This is a genomic window from Bradyrhizobium sp. Mp27, from assembly GCF_029953005.1.
In the GTDB taxonomy this organism is placed as follows: domain Bacteria; phylum Pseudomonadota; class Alphaproteobacteria; order Rhizobiales; family Xanthobacteraceae; genus Bradyrhizobium; species Bradyrhizobium barranii.
Genome location: NZ_JASAUS010000291.1, coordinates 1 through 5,348 on the forward strand (window position 1 = coordinate 1; position 5,348 = coordinate 5,348).

6 protein-coding genes and 1 pseudogene are annotated in these 5,348 nt (G+C 65.3%); 5 read left to right on the forward strand and 2 right to left on the reverse strand.

Translation table 11 applies throughout. From position 1 onward, the window contains the following. Positions 1–129 precede the first annotated feature (129 nt). The 3 genes and pseudogenes from QJT78_RS48070 to QJT78_RS48080 form a co-directional block, all read left to right on the forward strand. A pseudogene (locus tag QJT78_RS48070) lies at positions 130–541 on the forward strand (hypothetical protein); the annotation flags it as partial. Further along, positions 538–951: a hypothetical protein gene (locus QJT78_RS48075; protein ID WP_166354128.1), complete on the forward strand. Its 414-nt coding sequence runs from the start codon at positions 538–540 to the stop codon at positions 949–951. The pseudogene QJT78_RS48070 and the gene QJT78_RS48075, both read left to right, overlap by 4 nt. Positions 952–1,345: 394 nt before the next feature. Beyond that, a complete protein-coding gene (locus QJT78_RS48080) occupies positions 1,346–1,933 on the forward strand; it encodes a hypothetical protein (protein ID WP_028152775.1) in 588 nt (195 codons plus the stop codon). Between the two features lie 35 nt (positions 1,934–1,968). Here the strand turns inward: QJT78_RS48080 and QJT78_RS48085 are convergent, their stop codons facing one another. After that, on the reverse strand, positions 1,969–2,190 hold the full coding sequence (locus QJT78_RS48085) for a hypothetical protein (RefSeq protein ID WP_144030572.1): 222 nt from the start codon (positions 2,188–2,190) through the stop codon (positions 1,969–1,971). A gap of 82 nt (positions 2,191–2,272) precedes the next feature. Between QJT78_RS48085 and QJT78_RS48090 the strand changes: the two genes are divergently transcribed. Both QJT78_RS48090 and QJT78_RS48095 read left to right on the forward strand, forming a co-directional pair. After that, entirely contained in the window at positions 2,273–3,199 is a 927-nt protein-coding gene (locus tag QJT78_RS48090) for a zincin-like metallopeptidase domain-containing protein (RefSeq protein WP_085398416.1), read from the forward strand. Positions 3,200–3,853: 654 nt separating this feature from the next. Continuing rightward, positions 3,854–4,171, forward strand: coding sequence for a DUF736 domain-containing protein (locus QJT78_RS48095; protein WP_060913221.1), 318 nt, complete (start codon positions 3,854–3,856; stop codon positions 4,169–4,171). 203 nt (positions 4,172–4,374) lie between these two features. Here QJT78_RS48095 and QJT78_RS48100 read toward each other — a convergent pair whose 3' ends face one another. Next, positions 4,375–5,235: a nucleotidyl transferase AbiEii/AbiGii toxin family protein gene (locus QJT78_RS48100; protein WP_281460751.1), complete on the reverse strand. Its 861-nt coding sequence runs from the start codon at positions 5,233–5,235 to the stop codon at positions 4,375–4,377. Between the last annotated feature and the right edge of the window lie 113 nt (positions 5,236–5,348).

The window sequence follows — 5,348 nt, forward strand, 5'->3', positions numbered from 1 at the left end:
TGAAGCTCTTGCCCGGGAAACAAACTCAAACTAACAGTCCCTTGTCCTGCCTCGCGGGTGGAGGAATTTGACTGACCACACCCGGAGGAATTTGAAGTGACCCGCGGGGGATGGCTTGACCAATCATCATATAAGGAGGACGAGGGCTGGTCGATCGTGGCGATCACCTTCCCGAATCTGTTCACGAGTTACGAGCGGCGCTGTGCGGAGCGCACGATTAGGGATAGTTGGCCCGATGCGTGGGAGGCGATCTTTGGGACTATGCTCCAGCCTGGCGAATCCCGGGAGAAGGATCGGCGCGCCTTCGAGCAGGAGCATGCTGGCGACTGGATCGTCGTGGCGGCGACCGCCTCGGACCAGCAGCCCGGCTTTGTCGAAGTTGTCGCCACGCCCGGTGGCAGACGCGGTGCAGGCACCGAGGAGCGGCGCTTTCTGGTCCCGTCCGACGAGTATCGAATGGGCCGCTTTCGATGACACCCACCACCAGGTCTATTCCGGACCGTCGAGCTTCGTCGCCTGGCAAGGGAGAAGATCGCCATGAAGGCCTCCTCCGAACGCCTCGACCAGCTTTCGCGCATGGAGGAGGCTCAGCGCCAGACGCAACGCCAGCTCGACATGATCGACCGGCAGATCATCCGCCGCATGACGACGCTGATCCCGCAGCTTGGCCGCAAGCGGTTCGGATTCCGTCACGAGAAGCCGCCTGACCCGAGGGCTTTCCTCGAACGCTACCATTCGAACCTTGCGGCGATCACCGCAGAGCGCCAGCCGGAGATCGATGCCCTCTCGCGCAAGCTCGCCCGGCAGGATGCCGCGATCGAGGCGCTGCGGGCTCGACACGCGCCGATGTCTCGACCCGCTCGTGACGACTCGGAGCGCACCCATCGTACGGACGACTGTCGCAGCCCGGCCGAGTGTCGCCCGGTGAAGCGCCATGGCGCGGCGGCATAGCGGGACCGTGCCTGAATTCGCGGCTCGTTTCGGCGAACGTCTCGAGCATGGCGCGGCGGCGGCGGTCTGCCAGGGTGAATCTTTCCGGCATCGCCAACCCGGCCCCCGCCCTGTCGCCTCTCCCCTCGGGTTTGCTGCGGTCTGCGCCCCCGGCGGTCCGCTTCAAGGCCAAGTCGCAAGCGAGCGGAGACCGCCGATCTCGACAAGGCCCGGCCGCGTTCGGCGCAGGGCCCAGTAGCGTGGCCCCGCTTGTCCGCAACCGAACCTCGCTCGCCTGGCGGTCCCCGGGCCTTGAAGCGGCCTCATCCCGGCGGCGCTGGGCGACGGCACGCGAAGGGAGAGCCGGCAGGGGCCGGACCGAACCCGACGGCGAAACCCAGAAAAGGACTTCACCATGACCAAGACCGCTCGCGCACCCCGCACCAACGCCCGCGTCATCCCGCTTCGCCGCGGCACCACCATCGAAATGGTCCGGCTCGTTTGCCCGGACGCAGCCCAGGCCACCCGCATCGCCGAGAGCTTCGGCCTCCCCGTCCTCGACGGTGACGCCATCTGCGACCTGCATCAGCGGCTCATCAGCGAGACCGCCGACGCGCTCGGCGAAGGCCTCAACGAACGCGCCATGCAGATCCACCTGCAGCGAATCGTCGGCTCCTATGTCGGCTCAGCCCACGGCGCCGGGCAGTTCTACAGCCGCGCCGTCACCGAAGCGCGCGAGGCGACGGCAAAGCTCGCCAACGACACGCGCGACGAGGACCTCGACGGACCTGTCGGGTTCGAATCCGCGGCCCAGCGCAAGCGCGAATTCGCCGCCGAGGTCGCCGTTCAGGCACACGCACTGCGCATGGCGGCCGAAGGCGCCGCCGCAGCCTACGAGCACGTCGTCGGCGAGAGCTGGAAGCCGTTCGAGCGCCAGCCCGACCAGCCGGCCGAAACCGTCAGCCGCAAGGCGGCCGAGGTTCAGATGGCGGCGTTCGGGTGACGCCGCCGGCGGGGCTTCGGCCCCGCCATTCTCTTTCACGATCGGATATCGGCCGGTCCCTGCGGGCCGGCCTTTTTCATGTCGCACATCGCGACGGCGCAAACGAGCAAAGAGAAATGACCCGGGATCGAGCGCACGTCGCGGCCCGTACCGGCTTTCAGTCGATGCTCCGGCCGGCGCGGCAGCGCAACGGCTTTGCCGTCCTCCACTGCGTTCCGGTCCGGCGTCTCTCCCCTCACCCCGACCATCAGCGTCACCGGATGCGCGACCCCGCAGGCCTTCGCAGCGGACCGCCGTGACGGGCCGCGACGGGCGCGGCCTCCAACGGAGGTTAGGATTATGACTGGTAAGGAAACCAAACCCCGCGCCGACATCTATGCGCGCATCACCGATCGCATCGTCGCAGACCTTGAGCGCGGTGTGCGTCCGTGGGTCAAGCCGTGGAATGCGGCCAACGCGGCTGGGCGCATCACGCGCCCGCTGCGTCACAACGGCATGCCCTACCAGGGCATTAACGTCGTGCTGCTGTGGTCGGAAGCGGTCGCGCGCGGCTTCACGTCATCGATCTGGATGACGTTCAAGCAATCACTCGAGCTCGGCGGCCATATCCGCAAGGGCGAGAGCGGAACGATGGTGGTCTACGCCAACAAGATCACCAAGACCGAGACCGACGAGCATGGCGACGACGTCGAACGGACCGTTCCGTTCCTGCGCGCCTATACCGTGTTTTGCGTCGATCAGATCGACGACCTGCCGGATCACTATTACGGGCGCCCGGCGCCGACCATCGCGCCGGCGCAGCGCATCGCGCATGTGGACGCCTTCTTCGCCAACACCGGCGCGACCATCCGGCATGGCGGTGACAAGGCTTTCTTCGCACCATCGCTCGACATCATCCAGATGCCGCTGTTCGAAAGTTTTCGTGACGCCGAGAGCTATGCCGCCACGCTCGCGCATGAATGCGTGCATTGGACTGCGCCAGCGCATCGCGTCAATCGCGATCTCAGCCGCTACGCAAAGGATCGCAGCGAGCGCGCCCGTGAAGAGCTGGTTGCGGAACTTGGCGCGTGCTTCCTCAGCGCGGACCTTGGTATCGTGCCCGAACTCGAGCCGCGTGCCGATCATGCGAGTTACCTTGCATCGTGGTTGGAGGTGCTGGCCAACGACAGGCGTTTTATCTTCAGCGCGGCCGCCCACGCGCAACGCGCGGTGACTTACCTGCACGGTCTTCAGCCCGAGCCGGCCGAGATCGACCAAGCGGCATGAGGCGCAACGATCCGTGTCTCGGCCGCTTGCGCTCATCGTTCACCTTTCTAGACAATGACGAAGGCCTCATCTCACGGCGGGGGCCGCTCTTTTGTGCGGCGTCATGCCTGTGCCGGCGACTGGAGAGGCGGCGCTTCCCATCCCGACGGCATAGCCGAGATGCGCCGGGCGGGTTCTTCTGGCTTCCGAGATGCCCGTCTGTTTCTGGGCGAGCGTCTTTCCGAAGCCGCAGAAGGCTGGTGTCATCACGATACGACAGTCCGGGGTTGTTATTGCGTCCGCTGGACTGGCGGAAAGCTTACGCGACGCGCGCGAGTGCCTTTCACCGATGCGCCCGTCGTCGTGCGGTGTGGCTTGCCTGTCGCTCAGCCGTATCCTCATCGTTCGGCCTGTCGCGCCCAATGCGTCCTCGATTTGGCATGTCTAACCGAAGGCCGTCGTCGCTGCGCTCCGCCTCGATCAAAAGACCGCAACGGCCGTTCTCGGCTTTCTTCCCCTGGTTGCTGCGCGTCCATTCCTCGCGAGACAAGAAAGCCTCCCCCTGGCCGCCCTCTACTGCGTGGCGGCCCTTCGGGTGCGGTCCGATCGCCTCCGGTCAACGACAGCCATCGAGGTCGCGATGGTCGCGGCCCGAGAACGAAAGAGGACACGAACATGGCTACCATCGGCAACTTCACCGTCAACGGCAACGGCTTCGTCGGCACCGTCAAGACCCTCGCTCTAGGCACCGTCAAGACCAAGATCGTTCCGGCCGAACGCACTTCAGACAAGGCCCCGGACTACCGCATCTTCGCGGGCGCGAACATCGAGTTCGGCGCCATGTGGAAGAAGAAGTCCCAGGATACGGGCCGCGAGTACCACTCGGTCAAGCTGGACGACCCGAGCTTCCCGGCTCCGATCTACGCGACGCTGGTCGAGGTCGACGGCGAGGAAGGCCACTCGCTCATCTGGTCTCGCCCGAGTCGCGACTGAGACGCCGCGCAGGTGGCCCCGCCGCGAGGCGGGGCCTTCACCCGTAGGCGGTGAGAAACGATTTTGAACGCGCGCGTAAAGTCGACAAGCGCTGCCTCATCGTGCCGCCTATCCCTTCATGGATAGCTGATGGGGAGGCCGGAAGGGCCTCGTCGGCAGTCACACCGCATCACCTGCGGCGCGTGGCGACGGCCCACCTACGCTCATCCAAATAGCCGGGCCAGCGCATTCGATTGCTCGGCGAATTTTCGGGCATTGGCCTTCCGAAGCCGTTCCAAATTTTGGAGCTTCCATCGCAGGCCGGGAAGCTGCTCCAAGTGCGGCACGCCCAGTAGCGACCATTCGGGCTCTGCGGCAACCAGCGACAGCAGGAAGCGGCGCTCGTCGGCGTTCAGACCTTGCTGCAGTTCGCGCATCATTCGCTCGCGCGCTGCCAAGAGCGCGTCGAGTTCAACGGGCTCGGTGGTCATGCCCGCGAAATTGTGTTCGAACTCCTGGCGGAGATCCCGCAGCGATGGAAACAGAACCTCGTGCACCGGCCGGTTATGGCTCGCGAGATAGACGACGAAAGCGCGGCGAATGCCCGCCGTGATTCCCTCGTGCACAAAAAGCTGCGTGACATCGAACAGATCGCGGGGATGCTGCCGGTCCATCGCCGCAACCAGTTTGCCGCCATATACGTCTTCGAACGACACCACCGGGATTTCGAGATCCGCCTGCAGCGTGTCGCGCGCGGCCTCTGTCAGCGACGCCATGTGCACCGGATGGACGGTGCCGCGCATGACGAAGTTGACCTCGATCTTGACCTCAATGCCCCCTCGCCGCACCATCAGCTTTGTCTCGCCGGATTCCGTCGCGGCCGGCGCATGGGTCAGAAAGCCCTGCTTCTGCAGGCGCGCGGCCGACTGACGGATGGCCTCGTTGATGCGCCGCAGAGCCTGCTCGCGCGGCAGTGTGTGGTCGGGAAACACCAGATCGAGATCGACCGAGAGCCGCGGCATGTCGCGCACGAACAGGTTGATCGCCGTGCCGCCCTTGAGTGCGAACGTATCGTCGACGAGCACCAGCTGCGCGTTTCGCGGGATCGTGAGCGCGGATTTCAGGGGATCGTGAGCAGAGATTTCAGACGATCGTGAGCAACGATTTCGCGGGATCGTGAGCAAGGCTTTCGGAGCCT